Below are 17,024 nucleotides of genomic sequence, written 5' to 3' on the forward strand. Positions count from 1 at the left end.
TAGCAAAGCGACACAATGGACTAAATTCTTAAAACAGAACAATCACAATACAGGTTCGTATCAAATTTTAATTTAACACTAGTAGACTTACTTTTAGCAGGGTTATAAAAAACAATGAGTTATTATAGTTAATGAAAATTTAAAACGAGGAAGTTAATAAATAAAAATTAATTTATACCCATAAAGAGGTGTCCCGATTATCTTTATTTATTTGGTATTTTTTAAAATAAAAAATATACTAACAAAGGGCCGTAAATGATAACCATTATCAAATGTAACATTTGATACATTTATTTATTTACAAAAAATAAACTTATTTATCGTTAATTCGACTGACATATTCAGAAGGGCAACATCCGACATTATTAGAAAAGTGACGACTAAATATTGCCAAGCTTTTAAAACCACACTCATATGCAGTAACTTTTATATTATCTTGGTTCTTCTTTAATACTAATTTTAATCTATTTGCTTTCACTTCTTTAATGATATCTTTAACACAAAGACCCATAGATTTCACTTCTCGCTGCAAACTTCGTGTCGACATTCCTAACGCAATAGCTAATGTATCAACAGATAACTCAGCTGGAATCATACTCTTAGCAGCCGCATGAATCCTGTCCAAGCTAGTAATCGTTTCAATGCATAATGGCCTAATATCATACTGCTTACCTGGCGTTTTTTTGGCAAAAATTGACAGGTTCTGACAGTTGAATTTAACATTTTCTAAAATGGCAACATTGTAACCGTAAAAACCACACTCAAACGGTAACTCAATGATTATATTACTATTTACCTCTTTGTAAAAATTCAATATTTGCATCACTGAGAGATAAACAAATAGGTCATCATACTTAGAAGCACGTTCAATAGGATTACGCTTAGCCACTAGGCCAATGTAATCCCCCGCATCAATAGTAACCCAATTTAGATCAGATACCTGGCTATAAAACATTGTGAAATCAATCAATTTCTGAGCGATATCGACATCATCAGATAAGTCTATTTTAGTAAACTCAGTTACCCTTTTAACAAAATACTTCGCTAAATTCAGAAAGAAATAAGGGTCTTCAATATTATTCTCAATATAATTTAATAATTTGGTTATTATATTTATGCCAACCCATTCTGTGTCATTAAAATATTTAAAATGGGCAAATTCCACCGGCAAAAGAAAATCAATACTATTACAGTATTCACAAACAAGTTTTGTGTGAATTGCAGGTCTGCATTTATATTTTATCATTTTGGGAACTTTTTAAATAAAGGAACTATTGGAAAATATATTTTAGTTTTTTTTGCTACCTATGATGTAGATTCAGATCACAAATGTCGTTTTTTGATAATCACTATTCTTAGATCTGAAATCTCCCCTTCTTTAAAATACCTCCAATTGATTACTCCATTTTTATTTAAGATTTAATAAGGTCAGGTGACATTATGAATTGGTGTCGAAACTTAATCGCATCTATCAGTGTAACCCTTTACTTGTGCTCATTTGGTGTCGCTGCTGCGCCATGGGATGACATGACAGGTGAAGAGGTTTCTCAAAAACTCGTTGAGAAGTTCGCTGAAGGTAAGTATTCCCCTAAAGGAGCAGACAGCTGCTTAATGTGTCACCAACGTACCGAAGGTGTTACCGACATCTTTAAAGGCGCACATGGCGACTTAACCAGTAAAGACTCACCAATGGCTGGACTGCAATGTGAAGCCTGTCATGGCCCTCAAGGCAACCACAATCGTGGCGGCAAAGAGCCCATGATCCAATTTGGTAAAGACAGCAAATTAGATGCACCAACGCAAAATACTGTTTGCCAAGGTTGTCATAACGACCCAGAGCAAATGGCATGGCATAGCAGCACCCACAATCTTGAAGAGATTGCTTGTGCCGATTGTCACGTGGTACATGCAGCTAAAGACCCTGCCTTAGACAAGTTAACCGTTAATGACACCTGTACTAGCTGCCACACTCGTGAAAAAGCTGACATGAACAAGCGCTCATCTCATCCAATGAAATGGGATCAAATGACCTGTATTGATTGTCACTCTCCACATGGTTCTATGTCTGAAAGCGCCCTAAACAAGCCGACGGTTAATGACACGTGTTACAGCTGTCATGCTGAAAAACGTGGCCCAATGCTATGGGAACATGCACCAGTGACCGAAAACTGTGTCACCTGTCATAACCCACACGGCAGCGTTAACGAAGGCATGCTAAACAATCGTGCACCACAACTATGTCAGCAATGTCACGCTGATGACGGTCACGCAAGTCGCGTTGTTCTTCAACCTGGAATGGATGCCTTTGGCGGCGGAAAAAGCTGTTTGAACTGTCATAGCCAAATCCATGGTTCTAACCACCCAGCCGGCAGCTTACTGCAGCGCTAATTAGGAGCCATAACATGAACTTTAAACTGAATTTAATCACTGCTTCTTTATTACTGGCTTCAGCCCCTGCAATGGCTGCTGACTTTGCTGTTGGCAATGCCAATACTGAAAACCTTAATCAAGAAAAGTATGAGTGTAAGCGCTGTACTAACACTATGGGTTACAGCGGAAACGTTAACGTCTCTGCAGGCTACATCGACAGTGATGATGTCCATGCTGCCAATGCCTTTGGTACTGACCAAGACGGGTTTGTCACAGCAATCAGTGGCGACATTGAATACCAAGACGAAAACGGCTACCAAGCCAGCATTCAAGCGCACCAACTTGGCTTTGAAAACAGCACCGCTAACATCAGTGTTGGCCAAAAAGGCTTATTCAATGTTGATGCGGATTACGCATTAATCACCACGTATCAATCTGGTGATGCCCAAAGCAACTTATACTACGACGATGGCATGATGACGCCTGATGTACCGTACGTATTTGAGTTATCTCAGCAACGTGAAAAAGTGGGTATCGGCGCCGATTTCAAACAAGACTTTTATCAAGCCTATGTGCGTTTCGACTCTGAAGATAAAACGGGTTATAAAAGCAGTAGTTTAGTCAGCCCAGGCCCAATTAACTTTGGTCAACGTGTTGATTCAACCACTGACTCATTCACCGCTGGCGCAGCACTCACCGGTGATAACTGGTTAACTGAATTAAGTTATTTTGGCAGTCAGTATAAAAACAATACTGACAACCTAAGCTTACCAACTGAATACGATGTGTATGCTGCAACCCCAGATAATCAAGCGCACCAAGTCTCATTATCGGGTCAGTACCAGCTAGACCGCACTGTCATGTCTGGTCGTTTCATTGTCGGTCGTATGATCCAAGATGACGATTTGATTCAAGTGGCAGGCAACCCAATTCAAAACTGGGATGGCGAAGTCGATACCACAGATGCAAACTTCCGCATCACTTCTATGCTCAACAACCGTTTACGCCTTGGTGGTAGTTACGACTACAGCAATCGTGAAAACAACAGTTCAGTCTTTGAATTCCAACAGTACAACTTCGATGGCGTCAGTGGCACATTCAAAGAAAACGTCGCCACGGATATTGAGCGTTCAACCTTTAAGGTTAATGCCAGCTACCGTATTGCTAGCGGCTACCGCTTACAAGCCGGTTATGACCGCAAAGACATCGAACGCACTTACAGCGAACGTGAACAAACCAATGAAGATAGCTTATGGGCAAAACTGTCTATTCGTGCCATCGACAATTTCACTATCGATCTAAAAGCAGGTCACAGCAACCGTGGCGGCTCTGAGTATCAAGCAACAGAGCTAACGTCGAGCGAAGAAAACTCACTGATGCGTAAATACTATTTAGCAGACAGAGAGCGCAACGAAGTTGAACTGCGTGTTAGCCACACTCCCCTTGACTGGTTAAGCATCGACTTAACAGGTCGTTATGCCAAAGACGATTACGATGACACTGTCATTGGCTTAACAGAATCAGAAGATTACAGCTACGACATCAATCTTAATATGCAACTAACCAAGCAGTTCTCTGCTTACGGTTTTGCAGGTCAGCAATGGATTAACTCTGCTCAAGCAGGCAGCCAAAGCTACAGCAGTCCAGATTGGTACGCTGATATTGAAGATAAGTTTATCAACCTAGGTGCTGGCGTAAGTTATGGCGGCCTAATGGAAGACAAGCTGACACTTGGTGCTGATTACTTATTCAGTAACTCAAGCAGTGACACTTATGTCACCGCAGATGGCACCAGCCCATATGGGGATTACTACTCCTATAACCATAGCGCGAGCCTTTACGCTAATTATGCCTTGAGTGATGACATGGCATTAAAGCTGACCTACCGCTACGAACGCTATTACGACACCGATGACGCTCAAATGACCCCTGACCAAGTGCCAGGCATGGTTACCCTGGGCGAGCTTAATCACAATTATAACGCCCATCAAATCATGCTGAATTTCAGCTATGTGCTGTAGTCGTTTAACAAACGTGCTGAATTTATTTTAGTAAGAGGAAATAATAATGGAACGCAGAAGTTTCTTAAAAATGAGTGCTGCATTGGGTTGTGCTGCAACAGTAACGGGCTGTAATTCAAGCTCAAAAGATGCTGAGCCACTACCGCCGCAACCACCTGTTGATGAAACACTAACTTGGTCTGCATGTTTAGTTAACTGTGGCTCAAACTGCCCAGTTAAAGTGTACAGTCGCGACGGGATGATCACCCGCGTTGAAACTGACCATGAAGTAGAAGATGTTTACGGTATGCACCAAGTTCGTGCTTGTGCCCGTGGCCGCTCACTACGTCAACGTACATACGCATTAGACCGTTTAAAATCACCAATGAAACGTGTTGGTGAGCGTGGCGAAGGCAAATTTGTTCCAATCACTTGGGATGAAGCTGCAGAAACGATTGGTAGCAAACTAAACTCAGTGATCGCTGAGCACGGTAACAAAGCGATTTTCAGAAGCTATGGTTCTGGCGCTTACTACGGTTTTGCATCTAACGGATGTTTTAACCGTTTATTCAACCTAGTTGGTGGTTGTTTGCAATACTACGGTAACTATTCTTGGGCACAACAGATTGAAGCCGCTGCACATACTTTTGGTACTGGCAGTACATCAGGTTCAGCAACTGTCACATTAGAAAGCAGTGACTTTTTACTGGGTTTTGCTTACAACCCAAGCGAAATTCGCCAATCAGGCTCTGGCGAAGGTTATGACTACTTACAGGCATTGCAACGTGCAAATGGCCTTAAAGTCACCATGATTGACCCGCGTTACACTGACTCAATGACGGGTAAAGAATCATCTTGGTTACCAATCCGTCCAGGTACGGATGCTGCATTAGCAGAAGCAATTGCTTACTTAATGATCAGCTCAGGCTGGGTTGATGCAAACTCCATCGACTTCATCAACAAGAACAGTGTCGGTTACGACGCAGCGTCAATTGAAGCACAAAAGCAAATCTTCTTAAACAGTGGCGATGCGAAGAAAATCGAATACGCTGCTGCGATGGATTCAGAAGAAAACTACCACGATTACATCATGGGCCAAGGCAAGTTCGCTGACCGTGAAGCCCGCACTCCTGAGTGGGCAGCAAAAATCACGGGTATTTCTGAAGCTAACATCAAGAAAGTCGCTGATGACTTAATGGGATCTGAAAAGCCATACATCATTGCTGGCGCTGGTGTTAACCGTCAAGCTAACGGTGAGCAAACCGTTCGTGCTATCTACATGCTAGGTGTATTAGCCGGTAAATTAGGGCGTGAAGGTTCATCAAACGGTGAGCTACCCAACATGACTAACATGTTCCGTGGTTCTCTCCCAACCGGCACTAACCCAGTGAAAGAAAAAATCTCTTTCTTCACTTGGTCAGAAGCGATTCACAATGGCGAAACCATGACGGCACGTACCCACGGTATTACGGGTACTGATGACTTAGATACGCCACTTGGCACTAACATCAAAGTGATCATTTCAGCATCAGACAGCTCGCTATTAAATCAGCATGCTGACATCAACGGCACTGCAGAAATCTTAAAAGATGAAAGCGGCGTTGAGCTGATTGTTTCTTGTGATTGTTGGATGACACCAGGCACTAAATTTGCCGACATCATCATTCCTGATACCTCTTGGTTAGAATCTAACGACTTAGTTGATGATTCTTACGCTTCAGGTGCAATGGGTTACATCACAGCAATGAAAGCTGCAGTAGACCCAATCTGGGACTGTAAGTCTATGTACCAAGTATCAGCATTAATCGCTGAAAAAATGGGTGTTGGCGCTGAGTTTACCGAAGGTAAAACTGAAGACGAATGGCTAGAAGAGCTATACCAACAAACCCGTGAAAACAGCAAAAACTTAGGTGTGAGCCCTGCGTTCCCGTCAACTTACAAAGAAGCACAAGAGATTGGTTTCTTCCGTAAGAACATGGAAAACCGCAACGTTGCACTACAAGGTTTTGTTAACGGCGGTGAAGCACTAGGTACGCCATCAGGCAAAATCGAAATTCATTCTGCAGAACTTGCATGGCGCGCAGCTAACTGGGAACAAAACAAAGTTAAAGGCGACACCATCACTGCTATCCCTCAGTACACAGTAACGTGGGACGGTTATGAAGATGAAGACACTAAAGAAGATTACCCACTGCAATTAGCGGGCTATCACACTAAAGGTCGAACTCACTCTAGCTACCATAACGTACCTTGGTTACGTGAAGCAGTTGAAGATGCAGTATGGATGAACGCAATTGATGCACAACAATACGGCGTTGCTTCTGGCGACAAAGTAGAAATGTATAACGATCGTGGTTCAATTGAAGTTGTAGTACGTGTTACTCCTCGTGTTGTACCGGGTGTTGTAGCCCTTGGTCAAGGTGCTTGGTTCTTACCAGATCCAAACGGCCGTACTGGCTCAACAGGTAAAGTGGTTGATATTGGTGGCGCAATTAACTCGCTAACCAAATACATGCCTAGCCCAGTGGCTAAAGGTAATCCACAACACACTAACCGTGTTCAAATTCGTAAAGTTTTATAAGGGAGCGCTACAATGAGCGATGCTATCCAATATAGTTTTTATGTCGATTCGACTAAATGTACAGGGTGTAAAGCCTGCCATATCTCTTGTAAAGACAGACAAGGCGAGCAAATCCGTAATGCCACTAAGCCAGTTGAAAATGGCGTACCGAGCCTAAACGGCGTTAACTGGCGTCGTGTTTACGAATACGGTGGCGGTACATGGAATGTTGACCCTGCAACAGGTACTTTTGAGCAAGACGTATTTGCTTACTACATGTCTGTAGGTTGTAACCACTGTAGCGAGCCTGTTTGTGTTAAAGCTTGTCCTACTGGTGCGATGCACAAACGTCGTGAAGACGGTTTAGTGCTTGTAGCAGAAGAGCTATGTATTGCATGTGAAAGCTGTTCTCGTGCTTGTCCATACGATGCGCCACAACTTGATCAAGAACGTAAAGTGATGACCAAGTGTGACGGTTGTTATGACCGTTTAGCTGAAGGCCGTAAGCCAGTGTGTGTTGAGTCTTGCCCATTACGTGCACTAGACTTTGATACAACAGAAAACATTCAAGCTAAGTATGGTTCAGGTGACGGTCATATTGCACCATTACCAAACCCATCAATCACTACCCCGAACTTGATCATCAAAGCGAATCGCAATGGTCAACCAGCAGGTGGCGGTGCGGGTAATATCTTGAACCCGAAAGAAGTCTAATCAGATCTGGCAGTGGTCATTGACCACTGCCCTTTTTGAGGAAAAGTAACATGAGTATTGAACAGTCAGTTGAACAGTTATGTGAATACCAAGCCGTAGCCCGTATTCTGCATAACCTTTTTTGTCATTATCCTGAAGCAGAGCTTATTGCAAACTTCAAAGACAATGACGTTGCTGCTACTTGGCCTGAATTTGTCAATCGCAGTGGCAATCAACAAGGACGTGACGCTCTAACAGCGTACCTCAATCAATGGGATGAATCTGAGCACCTAATGGACTTAAAAGTTGACTATGGTCAGCTATTTTTTGGTCCAGGTGAACCTAAAGCGATACCACAAGGCTCTGCTTACTTAGGTGAAGATCAAGTACATTTTGATGCATCAACTATCGCATTAATTGATTTTTACAAGCAGTACGGCGTGAGTTTCGAACTTGAGATGCCACAACCCGTTGATCATATTGGCTTGTTCTTTAGCGTATTAGATTCAAGTTTTGCCCAACTCGTTGAGGCTAAAACCAATCCTGAATCTGATGTCGATGAGCAGCAATTAACCCAGTTTATTCAGGTGTTGTTACAGCAACACATGCTACCTTGGGCGGGTCGCTGTTTAGAGCTTGCAAAAATCAATGCTGAAACCGATTTTTATCTGGCCATTGCGTTATTGGCTAATGACTATTTAGCTGAGCTTACTGACGCATTTAAGGTTATACCAATGCCAAGAAAGCTATTCAGATAAACGCGTTTTACACTCATGTCATGTTGTTTTCGTAGGAGTTGTTATGTCAGTCATTCACGCAATGGGCGCACAGTGGGATAAGGCCGAGTGGTCGCATCAACTGGTCGCATTCTGGCAGCAAGATACCTACGTTAACAGCCTTTTTGCAGGCGCAACGAATGCCACGACCACTGCTAATCTAGTCGCCGCATTAATCGATCCATCTCGTCGTATCGCTTGCGAACAAGCTAAGTTCGATACCCCAGCAGTGTTTAGCGCATTATTCGACTGTTTTTTGCTGTTATTTGTCAAAGAAATCAACAGTAACAACCTGACTCAAGCAGAAGCCTTAATCATTCAAATTACAGAGCACTACGCCAAGCAGTGTCTCAAACAAGCTGACGAATTAGCCGCCAAATCACACCCCGACAACGATGCTTTGCAAAACAACCAACAAGCTCAAGGCACTGATACTAGACTCGCGGTGATATGTCATCAAAGTCAAAAAGTCATCTCTGCAATGGATCAGTTAGCACAACTGCGTCAACAACGTCGTAGTCAAAGCCGCAATATGGGCAGCTAACAACTGACTCGTATCGACTTAAGTGTCGACAACGGCATTCCTTTTAGGTAATTTCACTCATAAGCAATAACTCACCATCAGATTGAGTACACACCCAAGTGAAAACCAACCTCATCACCCCTGAAGGGATGACCAAACTCAAAAAAGAACTGAATTACCTGTGGCGAGAATACCGCCCAGAGATCACCAAAAAAGTTACCTGGGCAGCCAGCCTTGGCGATCGCAGTGAAAATGCAGATTACAAAGAAAATAAACGCCTGCTTCGCCAAATAGATGGCCGAGTTCGTTTTTTACGTAAACGTATCGAAACGTTGAAAGTCGTCGAATATGCCCCCGAACAAGAAGGAAAAGTCTTCTTTGGAGCCTGGGTTGAAATTGAAAACGATGACGGCAAACTACTCACTTTTAGAATTGTCGGCCCCGACGAAATCTACGGCGATGCCAAAGGCTATATCTCAATTGACTCCCCCATGGCACGCGCCTTACTGAAAAAAGAAGTCGACGACGATGCTGTCGTTCCAACACCAACAGGCCCACAAGATTGGTATATCAACAAAATATCTTATACAGCTTTATAGGTAGAGCTAATAACCATAAAGAAATAGAACAAAGCCCCATTTAGGCGCATCCACCAAGATTAATAAGACTTTGAGTCGATTTAGCTGGCATAAGTTTGCGCAATAGCGCTCATTTACTAAACTTGAGATCCTGTTTTTTATCTCTATTGTTTTTTGAGTGGCATAAAAATGGAGCTTTTATGTATGGGCAATGGTTAGTGCGATTTAACAAGAGCATCGTCTGCATATTGCTCATTTGTTGTGGGGTGGCCAACGCCTCGCCGCCGTCTCATATTGTGGGTAATTGGCTTAGTCAACAAACCGATCACATTGAAATTTTACAAATCAACGATGACCACAGTTACTTACAGATTGGTTTAGACCTGCAGGCACCAGATAACAGTTTTGCCGAATGGGGTTACTTTAATTTGTCTAACACGAAAGCGTTTTCTGAATTGCCGCTTTCTATCAGCTTTAATCCGACATTTAGCAATAATCCAACCAAAGGCTTTATCACCTTACTCACCCAACGAAATCAAAGCCATGTGTACCTCAACAGTGATGCCTCTCGCTTACAATTAAACATGGACACCTTAGGTGATAACTCAATTGATAACGTGATTGAGTACCAACAATTAGAACCAAGAGAAATTGAAGGCTATTGGTACAACCAAGACTATGACGACCTTTATGCAGTGCTAATGCTAGAAAACGGCCTTTATGTGCAACTGCAAATCAACTTTGAACATGATGACGAACTGACAGGGATGGAGTGGGGCCAATATCAGCACCAATCAGACTCTGGGGAAGTGTATTTTCAAACTCAATATGACGACAATCAACAAACAGGCTTTAGTCGTTATGGAGAAATCGCCTCAGCGGCTTTTAATGTCAAATTACATGACGACCAATTAATCTTTCTACTGGATCACAACGAAGATGGCATCATAGATACTTTTTCACGATTAATGCGCAAAAACTGATTTAGTTACAATTTCAAAAAATCAAATCCACTTCATTATTTATAAATAATTTCATAGACTTAATTATCATTATTAGTCATATTATCCTTGTTCTGCCATAATCGACAGTAACACCTCTTGTTTGCACTCTAATAAACTCGCTATATTGAACTGATTAATGGTATTTAGCGCCGAAATTTAGACTAAAGGATATTTCATGGGCCAGGAAACATCTAAAATTCTCGTTGTCGATGATGACATGCGACTCAGATCATTATTGGAACGCTATTTACTTGAGCAAGGGTATCAAGTGCGAAGCGCTGCCAATGCTGAACAAATGGATCGTTTATTAGAACGTGAAAACTTTCACCTTTTAGTGCTTGATTTAATGCTTCCGGGTGAAGATGGACTCTCTATCTGCCGACGTTTACGTCAGCAAGAAAACCCTATCCCTATTGTGATGCTGACAGCCAAAGGCGATGAAGTAGACCGCATTATTGGTTTAGAGTTAGGCGCAGATGATTACCTGCCAAAACCATTTAATCCTCGTGAATTACTTGCCCGTATTAAAGCCGTTATGCGCCGTCAAACCACGGAAGTACCTGGTGCACCAGCTCAGCAAGAAGAAGTCATCAGCTTTGGTGATTTTTCATTGAACCTTGCCACTCGTGAAATGTTCCACGACGATAAGAGTATTGCACTGACTTCGGGTGAATTTGCTGTGCTTAAAGTATTGGTATCACATCCAAGAGAGCCATTATCTCGCGACAAACTGATGAACCTTGCTCGAGGCCGTGATTACTCTGCACTCGAGCGCTCCATTGACGTTCAAGTCTCAAGATTACGTCGCTTAATTGAAGTCGACGCGGCTAATCCACGCTATATTCAAACTGTGTGGGGCTTGGGTTATGTGTTTGTGCCTGATGGCACCGCAAGAGGGTAACTCCCCATTAGCCAGAGTAAATCCATTAGCCAGCCAACGGCAATTAAACTGAAGTGGTGGCAGCGTTTTCTGCCACGCAACTCTTTCAGTCAAACCGTTCTCTTGATTGGCAGCTTGCTGCTTATCAATCAGCTAGTGTCTTACTTATCTGTCACTGTATATTTCATCAAACCTAGCTACGAACAAATTAACCAACTGATTGCCCGTCAGATTAATTTGTTGTTCATCGATGGCGTTACGATTAGCCGTGAACACCTCACCATGGTCGACGCCCTCAATGCAAAAGTACGCCACGATGAAATGAAAATCTACAATCAACAAGATGCCATCAAAGCAGGGCTTGATAGTGCAACGTATTATGGCTTCTTGTCTGAGCAAATGTCGCAATACTTAGGTGGCGAGGCTGAAGTTCGCTTTTCCCAAGGAACGCAATTACAAGTTTGGATCCGACCACCACAAGCACCCACCTTGTGGATAAAAGTGCCGCTTACTGGCCTCAATGAAAATGATCTCTCTCCCCTGACTCTATACTTATTAGTGATTGGTGCATTAAGTGTCGCTGGAGGATGGATATTTGCGAGGCGATTAAATCGACCGTTAAAACGCCTACAACAAGCAGCGGTGACAGTTTCCAAAGGTGAGTTTCCAAAACCTTTACCATTAAGCGGCTCATCTGAAATCGTTGAAGTGACCCACGCCTTTAACCAAATGTCTCATAGCATGAAGCAATTGGAGCAAGACAGAGCCTTGTTGATGGCAGGGATCTCGCACGATTTACGCACCCCGCTGACACGCATTCGTCTTGCCTCAGAGATGATGGTCGATGAAGACAAGTATCTTCAAGAAGGTATTATTAATGATATCGAGGATATGGATGACATCATTAAGCAATTTATTGCTTATGTTCGTCATGATCAAGAAAGCGTGCGCGAACCGAATCAGATTAATCGCTTAATCCAAGAAATTAGCCAGCAAGAGGTTAATCGTGATGGTGAAATCGAGTTAGATTTACAAGATTGTCCATTGGTGCCTTTTCAAAGTATCGCTATTAAACGAGTACTGAGTAATTTAGTCGAAAATGGCTTTCGCTATGGCGGCGGCTGGATAAAAATCAGCTCTAAACATAAGCCCAAATACGTCAGCTTTATTGTCGAAGACAATGGCCCTGGCATTAACGAAGCTAAAATCGATGAACTATTTCAACCATTCACCCAAGGCGACAGCGCCCGTGGCTCAGTGGGCTCTGGCCTAGGTTTAGCGATAGTAAAACGGATTATTGACCGCCACCACGGAAAAATTGAATTGAGTAATCGTCCAGAAGGCGGCTTAAAAGCACAAGTATGGTTGCCAATAGATAATAGTTAATGCTATTGAGCTTGTTGACTGCCCAAAGTTTGATACCAAAAAAGCGACTGCTATAGCGTAAATAGTGAGTCGCTTTTTCAGATTGGTTATTACTCAGTTTATAAGTCTGAATGTGGGCCAAACACTTCGTAATGAATTTGCGACTCTGGCACATTAAGCGCGAGTAACTGCTGCTTAATCGCCTTCATAAACCCAATAGGGCCACAGAAATAATACTGTGCATTTGGCACAATACGCTCAGCGATATTTTCCAGTGCAACTGTCCCTTCAAAATCAAAGTCTTCAGCGGGTAAATCTGTCGCTAACGGTTGACGATACCACACATAACTTTCAAGGTGAGTATTGGCATTGCGCTTAGCTTTTATCGCATCTTTAAAGCCATGCTGCGCACCGTCTTCACAGGCATGAACCCACGTAATATCTGCTTGGTGAGATTGAGACAATAACTGATTAAGCATACTCTTCATTGGTGTCACCCCCACTCCAGCAGACAGTAATACCACTGGCGTATCAGCTTGTGCAGAAAGTACAAAATCACCAGCTGGGGCTATAAGCTCAATCACATCACCAACATGATAATGATCATGCAGTAAATTTGAAGCTTTACCTTCCGCTTCACGCTTCACGCTAATGCGGTAGCTACTCCCGTTTGGCGCATCCGATAATGAGTATTGACGAATTTCAGTAAACTCAAGCTGTTCATGCTCAAGCGACACGCTTAAGTACTGTCCAGGCGTAAAATCGACAACCGATCCACCGTCCTCAGGCGTTAATAAAAATGAAGTAATCACTGAAGACTCTACTGTTTTAGCCTTAACAACAAAACGGCGCTTACCTTCCCATCCACCCGTTTTGGCAGCGGTTTGCTGATAAAGCTGCGCTTCACGATTGATAAAAATATCCGCTAAAAAACCATAAGCATTGCCCCATGCCGTCAATACTTCTTCGGTTACTGCATCACCGCCAAGTTCTTTAAGGGTCGCAAGTAGGTGACCACCAACAATGGCATACTGCTCTGGCTTGATTAAGAAACCAGTGTGTTTATGGGCTATACGCTCAACGGCAGCGCCAAGTGCTTCTAAGTTATCTATGTTTTTGGCATAGGCTGCCACGGCATTAAATAAGGCAACTGGCTGACCGCCAGTGTGTTGATGAGCCAAGTTAAATACATCTTTTAACTCAGGATTATGTTCAAACATACGTTGATAAAAGTGTGTGGTTAGCGCTGGGCCTGCTGCTTCTAATAACGGAATCGTGCTCTTAACAACGTCTTTGGTATGCTGATCTAACATAAACAACCTCTAATATGTATTTGAAATGCATGTTTTAAAAGGATACTAAACATGTATTTGACTTAGATCAATGTATTTCAGATTAATTTGAATTTATCTTGTTCGTAAATATCATACTGGTAGCTGAAAGAGTTGACTCGATTGCACCAAGATCAAGAATCAGTGATGACCCTAAAAATAAATCAATACAGTTATACGTTTACGACGCAACTCTTGGATAAGGTGGGTTAAATTTGAATAAAAAAGGCGACTATATCAGTCGCCTTTAAAAGCTAATCTCTCTCGTAATATTTACAAAACCGCTAATATCGCTTCTGCAGTACTGACTTCAAAAGATTTCGGCGCTTCCACATTCAAGGTCGTCACAACACCATTATCAACAACCATGGCATAACGTTGCGAACGAATGCCACCAAACCCAGCAGTATCCATATCTAAGCCTAGTGCCTTAGTGAAACTCGCATCACCATCAGCAAGCATGGTCAGCTCTGAAGCATTTTGCGCCTCTCCCCATGCTTTCATTACAAAGGCATCATTCACTGAAACACAGGCAATGACATCAACTCCTTTGGCTTTAAGCTGATCGGCATAAATCACAAAACCCGGTAAATGGGATTCTGAGCAAGTTGGCGTAAATGCACCAGGTACTGCAAACAACACCACTTTCTTATCAGCAAAAAAATCACTCACATTGTGATTGAGCATTCCGTCTGGTGTTAACTCAGATAAGATGCCTGCAGGTAATGTGTGTCCTTGTTCTATCATGGGATATCCTTAATCAAGTGAAATGATGATTAACATAATGACTAGCATAAAACGAAATCCTTCAAACAAACACCGAAGAATTGTATGGTTAATTTATCCAATAAACGTGAATGTAGCCACTAAAGCACTCGCTACTATTCTGGTATGCTCGCTATGCTTCACTTAACTTCTCGTGGCTCTTTATTACTCAGTATTCATCTTAGCTTTAGGTTTCATCGCCCGATACGCATGTCGGCATCCTTTACCGCAGCCCACAAGACATAATTCACACGCTAGGGATAATATAAAGCCAATGACTAAGCCTATAGCAATCGCTCTGGTGTCCAACATAATGGTATGGCTAAAATTTTGCCAAACCTCTTGGCGAATATCCTCTAATGGCTCGAAAGCCACTTGTTCAAAACCGCTGTAAGCGGTTTGGTTAAATTGATTTAAGGCGCCATTGAGTAATTGATACCGTTGATAAATGGCTTCAATGCTGTCTCCGCCGGCATTGACAACTTGATCAGGGTTTTGTTGATAATGCTGAATAAGCCGTTGGATATCACCCGCAAAAAACCGATCAGCATCTCGCTGAAATTGATCCAGACTTAATTTGGCTTCTTGAGTATGCGCTTGTAAACGTTGACCGTACTGATCGACAAAAGCAGGCACTTGCACCCCAAGCAGTACGCCACTAACAAACAAAATGAGCCGCAAATAATCCATTATCGATTTCATGTAAATGCCTTTAAAAAGTGTGAATGGCTTGGCTTATAACGTTAATTTAGGTTGGATAAAGTCAATGAAAGCAGAAATGCGCTTCGCCACAGAAGATGATTTATAATACACAGCATTGACCTGACGACAGCCAGCATTGACCAGTTTTTCAGACTCAAGCAAGGTCACCAACCGCCCTTCCTCAATATCTTTGTTCACCATAAACCCAGATAAACAGCCAATGCCATGGCCGGCTAACACCAATTGTCGAATGGTTTCTCCACTACTACATGTCATCGCAGGCACAGCTGTGTACCCGCCCTTTAGCGGCCATTGATTCAGCACTTTAGGCTCACTAAAACCGATTAAATTATGATAATATAACTCACAAACCTGCTTTGGAATATCACGCTTTTGCAAGTATTCAGGTGTCGCCACGAAATACAACATACTGTGACCCAATAAGCGGGCATGCAAAGTAGAATCAGCAAGTTCACCAATACGAATAGCGACATCCGTGTGCTTTTCTAATAAGTCGACATAACCCTCGTTAGAGGTGATTTCTAATTCAATATCTGGATATGCCTCTTTGAATTCATGAATTAATGGGATTAATTGATGAAATACAAATGGACTAGCTGCGTTAACTCGCAATCGTCCTTTGGGTAGATCGCCACGGCAAATCAAGTCATGTTCTGCTTGATTAAGGCATTGCAGCCCATTGCGAATAGACTCAACAAACTGACGACCTTCATCGGTTAAATCAACTCGTCGAGTGGTGCGGTTTAATATCGTCACACCAAGTTGTTGCTCTATTCGACTAACAGAACGTGATACTCGTGCCACTTGAATATCCAAGTGCTCTGCCGCAGCTGAAAAACCGCCACTATCGACAACAGTAAGTAATATTTCTAAATCATCTGAACGTGTCAGCATGTCGTCTCCAGCAAGATTAACCGAATGGCAGATACCGTTTACAAATTGTGATAGCCATTAATAACGGCTTGGTGAATGTCTACGATTGTAGCAAGCCCATTAAAATCAGCTAGTAATAACGCTTATGTTATTAGGCTATACTGTGTAGTTAGCGCTATAGCATTAGCGATCAATATGGACATTACATTAAAGGATTAATACATGAAAGCCGCGATTATTGTCACTCTGTTACTGTCATCATCTACAATGGCAAGCTCCCCCCTCTCAGAAGAGCTCACCGCTGAACAATTAGATATGGTGATTCAAATGTCCGTGAATCAAATGAAAGCGGATGATGAATTTACCAAAATGGCCAGCTGTGTAAATCAATCAGAAGCAAAAGTAGAATCGGTATTTCGCGAGGTGATGCGGGCATGTGTTGAGAAACATATGCTAGAGGAAGATGATGAGAAAACCACGGCTTGTTTGGTATCTAATTTTTCGGAAAAACTCGGCGTATCAGCTGAAAAATTTACCGCCTGCTCCGAACAAGAGTAATCTAGATTAACAGTGATTGTGGTTA

At 42.5% G+C, this 17,024-nt stretch carries 16 protein-coding genes; 11 read left to right on the top strand and 5 right to left on the bottom strand.

The genetic code is table 11. The annotated features are described in order from the left end of the window. Nucleotides 1–313 precede the first annotated feature (313 nt). Complete coding sequence (locus J8L86_RS10375; protein WP_211030166.1) at nucleotides 314–1,246, bottom strand: helix-turn-helix transcriptional regulator; 933 nt, start codon at nucleotides 1,244–1,246, stop codon at nucleotides 314–316. Between the two features lie 194 nt (nucleotides 1,247–1,440). On the opposite strand from J8L86_RS10375, the gene J8L86_RS10380 reads away from it, so the two are divergent. The 10 genes from J8L86_RS10380 to envZ all read left to right on the top strand — a co-directional run bounded on the left by J8L86_RS10380 (nucleotide 1,441) and on the right by envZ (nucleotide 12,770). Next, nucleotides 1,441–2,388: a DmsE family decaheme c-type cytochrome gene (locus tag J8L86_RS10380; protein WP_055025971.1), complete on the top strand. Its 948-nt coding sequence runs from the start codon at nucleotides 1,441–1,443 to the stop codon at nucleotides 2,386–2,388. A gap of 14 nt (nucleotides 2,389–2,402) precedes the next feature. After that, complete coding sequence (locus tag J8L86_RS10385; protein ID WP_211030168.1) at nucleotides 2,403–4,391, top strand: MtrB/PioB family decaheme-associated outer membrane protein; 1,989 nt, start codon at nucleotides 2,403–2,405, stop codon at nucleotides 4,389–4,391. A 46-nt stretch (nucleotides 4,392–4,437) separates the two neighbouring features. Beyond that, nucleotides 4,438–6,951 (top strand): DMSO/selenate family reductase complex A subunit, encoded by a 2,514-nt coding sequence (locus J8L86_RS10390; RefSeq protein WP_211030170.1) that lies wholly within the window; start codon nucleotides 4,438–4,440, stop codon nucleotides 6,949–6,951. A 12-nt stretch (nucleotides 6,952–6,963) separates the two neighbouring features. Then, complete coding sequence (locus tag J8L86_RS10395) at nucleotides 6,964–7,644, top strand: DMSO/selenate family reductase complex B subunit (protein WP_055025968.1); 681 nt, start codon at nucleotides 6,964–6,966, stop codon at nucleotides 7,642–7,644. A gap of 50 nt (nucleotides 7,645–7,694) precedes the next feature. Beyond that, nucleotides 7,695–8,381 carry a molecular chaperone TorD family protein gene (locus J8L86_RS10400; protein ID WP_211030172.1) on the top strand — a complete coding sequence of 229 codons (687 nt, stop codon included), beginning with the start codon at nucleotides 7,695–7,697 and terminating at the stop codon, nucleotides 8,379–8,381. Nucleotides 8,382–8,424: 43 nt separating this feature from the next. Further along, nucleotides 8,425–8,943, top strand: a complete 519-nt coding sequence (locus tag J8L86_RS10405; RefSeq protein ID WP_211030174.1) for a hypothetical protein — start codon at nucleotides 8,425–8,427, stop codon at nucleotides 8,941–8,943. A 98-nt stretch (nucleotides 8,944–9,041) separates the two neighbouring features. After that, a complete protein-coding gene (greB, locus tag J8L86_RS10410; protein ID WP_055025965.1) occupies nucleotides 9,042–9,521 on the top strand; it encodes a transcription elongation factor GreB in 480 nt (159 codons plus the stop codon). Between the two features lie 179 nt (nucleotides 9,522–9,700). Then, nucleotides 9,701–10,483, top strand: coding sequence for a hypothetical protein (locus J8L86_RS10415; protein ID WP_211030176.1), 783 nt, complete (start codon nucleotides 9,701–9,703; stop codon nucleotides 10,481–10,483). Between the two features lie 196 nt (nucleotides 10,484–10,679). Then, on the top strand, nucleotides 10,680–11,405 hold the full coding sequence (gene ompR / locus J8L86_RS10420; protein ID WP_055025963.1) for a two-component system response regulator OmpR: 726 nt from the start codon (nucleotides 10,680–10,682) through the stop codon (nucleotides 11,403–11,405). A 42-nt stretch (nucleotides 11,406–11,447) separates the two neighbouring features. After that, nucleotides 11,448–12,770: a two-component system sensor histidine kinase EnvZ gene (envZ, locus tag J8L86_RS10425; protein ID WP_055025962.1), complete on the top strand. Its 1,323-nt coding sequence runs from the start codon at nucleotides 11,448–11,450 to the stop codon at nucleotides 12,768–12,770. 98 nt (nucleotides 12,771–12,868) lie between these two features. Here the strand turns inward: envZ and hmpA are convergent, their stop codons facing one another. The 4 genes from hmpA to J8L86_RS10445 all read right to left on the bottom strand — a co-directional run bounded on the left by hmpA (nucleotide 12,869) and on the right by J8L86_RS10445 (nucleotide 16,462). Then, nucleotides 12,869–14,062, bottom strand: a complete 1,194-nt coding sequence (gene hmpA, locus J8L86_RS10430; RefSeq protein ID WP_055025961.1) for an NO-inducible flavohemoprotein — start codon at nucleotides 14,060–14,062, stop codon at nucleotides 12,869–12,871. A gap of 291 nt (nucleotides 14,063–14,353) precedes the next feature. Beyond that, nucleotides 14,354–14,827: a peroxiredoxin gene (locus tag J8L86_RS10435; RefSeq protein ID WP_055025960.1), complete on the bottom strand. Its 474-nt coding sequence runs from the start codon at nucleotides 14,825–14,827 to the stop codon at nucleotides 14,354–14,356. 183 nt (nucleotides 14,828–15,010) lie between these two features. Then, nucleotides 15,011–15,547, bottom strand: coding sequence for a DUF2937 family protein (locus J8L86_RS10440; RefSeq protein WP_055025959.1), 537 nt, complete (start codon nucleotides 15,545–15,547; stop codon nucleotides 15,011–15,013). A 33-nt stretch (nucleotides 15,548–15,580) separates the two neighbouring features. Next, on the bottom strand, nucleotides 15,581–16,462 hold the full coding sequence (locus tag J8L86_RS10445; RefSeq protein ID WP_211030178.1) for a LysR family transcriptional regulator: 882 nt from the start codon (nucleotides 16,460–16,462) through the stop codon (nucleotides 15,581–15,583). 201 nt (nucleotides 16,463–16,663) lie between these two features. Between J8L86_RS10445 and J8L86_RS10450 the strand changes: the two genes are divergently transcribed. After that, nucleotides 16,664–16,999, top strand: coding sequence for a hypothetical protein (locus J8L86_RS10450; RefSeq protein ID WP_065110221.1), 336 nt, complete (start codon nucleotides 16,664–16,666; stop codon nucleotides 16,997–16,999). Nucleotides 17,000–17,024 lie beyond the last annotated feature (25 nt).

The organism is Shewanella sp. MMG014 (genome assembly GCF_018100775.1).
GTDB lineage: Bacteria > Pseudomonadota > Gammaproteobacteria > Enterobacterales > Shewanellaceae > Shewanella > Shewanella japonica.

Excerpts from the sequence above, each read along its gene's own strand:
- J8L86_RS10435 (WP_055025960.1), bottom strand. The coding sequence starts at position 14,827 with ATGATAGAACAAGGACACACATTACCTGCAGGCATCTTATCTGAGTTA.
- J8L86_RS10445 (WP_211030178.1), bottom strand. The coding sequence starts at position 16,462 with ATGCTGACACGTTCAGATGATTTAGAAATATTACTTACTGTTGTCGAT.
- hmpA (WP_055025961.1), bottom strand. The coding sequence starts at position 14,062 with ATGTTAGATCAGCATACCAAAGACGTTGTTAAGAGCACGATTCCGTTA.
- J8L86_RS10395 (WP_055025968.1), top strand. The coding sequence starts at position 6,964 with ATGAGCGATGCTATCCAATATAGTTTTTATGTCGATTCGACTAAATGT.
- J8L86_RS10375 (WP_211030166.1), bottom strand. The coding sequence starts at position 1,246 with ATGATAAAATATAAATGCAGACCTGCAATTCACACAAAACTTGTTTGT.
- J8L86_RS10450 (WP_065110221.1), top strand. The coding sequence starts at position 16,664 with ATGAAAGCCGCGATTATTGTCACTCTGTTACTGTCATCATCTACAATG.
- J8L86_RS10380 (WP_055025971.1), top strand. The coding sequence starts at position 1,441 with ATGAATTGGTGTCGAAACTTAATCGCATCTATCAGTGTAACCCTTTAC.
- J8L86_RS10390 (WP_211030170.1), top strand. The coding sequence starts at position 4,438 with ATGGAACGCAGAAGTTTCTTAAAAATGAGTGCTGCATTGGGTTGTGCT.
- J8L86_RS10400 (WP_211030172.1), top strand. The coding sequence starts at position 7,695 with ATGAGTATTGAACAGTCAGTTGAACAGTTATGTGAATACCAAGCCGTA.
- J8L86_RS10385 (WP_211030168.1), top strand. The coding sequence starts at position 2,403 with ATGAACTTTAAACTGAATTTAATCACTGCTTCTTTATTACTGGCTTCA.
- J8L86_RS10415 (WP_211030176.1), top strand. The coding sequence starts at position 9,701 with ATGTATGGGCAATGGTTAGTGCGATTTAACAAGAGCATCGTCTGCATA.
- J8L86_RS10440 (WP_055025959.1), bottom strand. The coding sequence starts at position 15,547 with ATGAAATCGATAATGGATTATTTGCGGCTCATTTTGTTTGTTAGTGGC.
- ompR (WP_055025963.1), top strand. The coding sequence starts at position 10,680 with ATGGGCCAGGAAACATCTAAAATTCTCGTTGTCGATGATGACATGCGA.
- J8L86_RS10405 (WP_211030174.1), top strand. The coding sequence starts at position 8,425 with ATGTCAGTCATTCACGCAATGGGCGCACAGTGGGATAAGGCCGAGTGG.